Origin of the sequence: Bradyrhizobium sp. 2TAF24, from assembly GCF_052115025.1 — a bacterium.
Taxonomy (GTDB): domain Bacteria; phylum Pseudomonadota; class Alphaproteobacteria; order Rhizobiales; family Xanthobacteraceae; genus Bradyrhizobium_A.
In genome coordinates this window covers 1-2,531 of record NZ_JBFRFW010000052.1, presented here as the reverse complement: position 1 = coordinate 2,531, position 2,531 = coordinate 1, and the positions used below count along the sequence as shown (strand labels likewise).

At 65.1% G+C, this 2,531-nt stretch carries 2 protein-coding genes; one reads left to right on the top strand and one right to left on the bottom strand.

Translation table 11 applies throughout. The features are described 5' to 3' along the window. Positions 1 to 147: 147 nt before the first annotated feature. Complete coding sequence (locus tag AB4Z37_RS32855) at positions 148 to 1,974, bottom strand: alkaline phosphatase family protein (RefSeq protein ID WP_441520859.1); 1,827 nt, start codon at positions 1,972 to 1,974, stop codon at positions 148 to 150. A gap of 139 nt (positions 1,975 to 2,113) precedes the next feature. Here AB4Z37_RS32855 and AB4Z37_RS32850 point away from each other — a divergent pair. Next, positions 2,114 to 2,531 (top strand): biotin carboxylase N-terminal domain-containing protein (locus AB4Z37_RS32850; RefSeq protein ID WP_441520858.1); only part of this gene is annotated, 418 nt, incomplete at its 3' end.

Below are 2,531 nucleotides of genomic sequence, written 5' to 3'. Positions count from 1 at the left end.
CTCCTATGTGGCTCCTAGCCCACAAGGCCGCACTTCCGCAAAGTGGCCTGAAAACGAGCTAACCTACTGTCCCATATACGGTTTCAAGCTCTGCGTGATTTGCACGAAGGACTTGACACCAGAACTTTTTTGTCGGGTGCGCTACGCTTAGCGCCTGGCGCTCTTGTCCGCCTCGAGGCCGACGGTGCGGCCTGGGAAGCCGGCGACGTCGAAATAGCGCTGCTCGAGCACGCGCTGGAAATGCAGCACGGTGCGCAGGCCGTTCGAGCTCGGCGGCGAGGCCAGCGTCCCGGCATAGGCCTTCGGCGTCGCACCGTTGGGCATGGTCTCGGTCATCACCCGGCCCACCAGCTTGCCCTTGGGGGCCGTCTTGAGGTCGAGGATGCGGGCGATGGTCATGCCAACGTCGGCGTTGCTGACCGGCAGGGCGTTGACGTAAGCCGTTTTGAAGTCGGGGCCGATCGCGGCCATGAAGTTCTGGGTATCGGAGCGGGCGAAGTTGCCGTGCATGCCCTGGCCTTGTTGCAGCCGGGTGTCGGCGACCTCGACGGTGCACAGCACCGGCTGGTCGCATCCGGTGGCATACGAGCGGAAGTTCACCACGATCGACGGATGCGGCGTCAGGGCGCTGCCCTTGAGGCCGACCGACGACAGCCGCAGCGTGCCGCGGATCGGCGCCAGTTCGTCATTGACGAAGATGCCGCTGACATAGTCCTGCGCAAGCAGTGCGTCGACGACACGGCGGGCGAGCTTGCGGTCGGCCTTGGGCAGATAGATCAGGTCCGAGCCGCCGTTCGCGGCGACGACGATCTCAGGCTTCGCCGGGTCCTTGCCGATCAGGCCGTTGCCGAGACGCGGATAGGTGTTGGCGGCGACGGCTGCGTTCTTGCTGTCGGGATCGGCGAGCGGCAGGTCCAGCGCCTTGGCGAGGTCGAGCGCCACGAAGCCTGGCGGCAGGAAACCTTCCTTGACGTCGGGATAGCTGCCCTTCGCCGCGGGGCTGGTCGTGCTTTCCTTGGAGATGGTGGAGAAGCCATGGTCGGCGGAGACGATGATGTTGGTGGTCGCCTCCAGGCCAAGATCCTTCAGCGCCTGGCGCACCTGGCCGAGATTGTCGTCGGCATTCTTGATCGCGGCGAGCGAGGTCGGGCCGTTGATGCCGGGCGTGACGCTGTTGAGGCTGTCGCCCTGATTGTGCTGCGAGCCGTCGGGATCGCGCGACCACAGCACGATGATGAACGGCTTGTTGCGCGCCTTGAACGCCGGCAGGATCACCTTGGTCACGGCGTCGGCGAAGAACTTGCCCTGGGTGACGTTGGCGGTGGTGGTGCCGGCGGTCTTGACGTCGCCGGCCTTGCCATTGTCGCCGCGCGATGGCGCTGATGTCGGCAGGCCCGCGTCGGTCAGCGCCTTCTTGAGGTCGTCGGTCAGCGGCACGCCGGCGGGGCTGCCGGTCTGGTCGTCGATGATGATGGTCTTGCCGGTACGCTCGTTGTGGTCGAACATCAGCGTCGGGCCGAGCTTGCCGACGGCGGCCGTGCTGTAGCCCTTGTCGCGCGCCATCTTCAGGATGGTTTCTTCATTGAGGTAGTTGCCGCCGAAGTGATCGTCGATGTCGCCGAGCACGGGATCGTTCTCGATGAACGGCGTGGTGCTGCCGTTGGCGGTGCCGACTGCATAGCCGGCGTTGATGGTGTTGCTGAAGATGCCGGTATCGCCGAGGTAGTGGCCGCTCGACATGCCCGACGCGTTCGGCATGGTGAAGGTCGGGAACAGCGAGTGCGAATTGGTGAAGTTGATGCCCTTGTCGCGGATCGCCGCCATGGTGGGGGCGGTCTCCGGCGTCACCTTGAGCGCCCGCAGGCCGTCCGGAACGAACAGGATGACGTTTCGCTGCTGACTGGTCTGTGCAAGGGCCGCGTGCGCGGACACCGCCAGGAGCCCTGCGGACAGGGCCGTGATCAACGGGCGCATGAAAAATCTCTTTTCCGGTTGAAGGGCTTTCAAGGTATAGGATTGCAGTGCGACGGAATTGTTACAGGCCCGCCGCCGTGTCAGATTGCCAACTGAACCCCGCCGCTGTCCACTGGCGTGGACTGGAAGAAACGAGCGCATGTTCAAGAAAATCCTGATCGCCAACCGTGGCGAGATCGCCTGCCGTGTGATCAAGACAGCCCGTCGCATGGGGATCGCGACGGTGGCGGTGTATTCCGAGGCCGACCGCAATGCGGTGCATGTCGAGATGGCGGATGAAGCCATCCTGATCGGTCCGCCGCCGGCGGCGGAGAGCTATCTGCTGATCGACCGGATCGTCGAGGCCTGCCGCAGGACGGGCGCTGAGGCGGTGCATCCCGGCTACGGCTTCCTGTCCGAGCGCGAGGCGTTCCCGCGGGCGCTGGCCGAGGCCGGCGTCACCTTCATCGGCCCCAATCCCGGCGCCATCGCCGCGATGGGCGACAAGATCGAATCCAAGAAGGCTGCGGCCAAGGCCAAGGTCTCGACCGTGCCGGGCTATCGACCGTGCCGGGCTA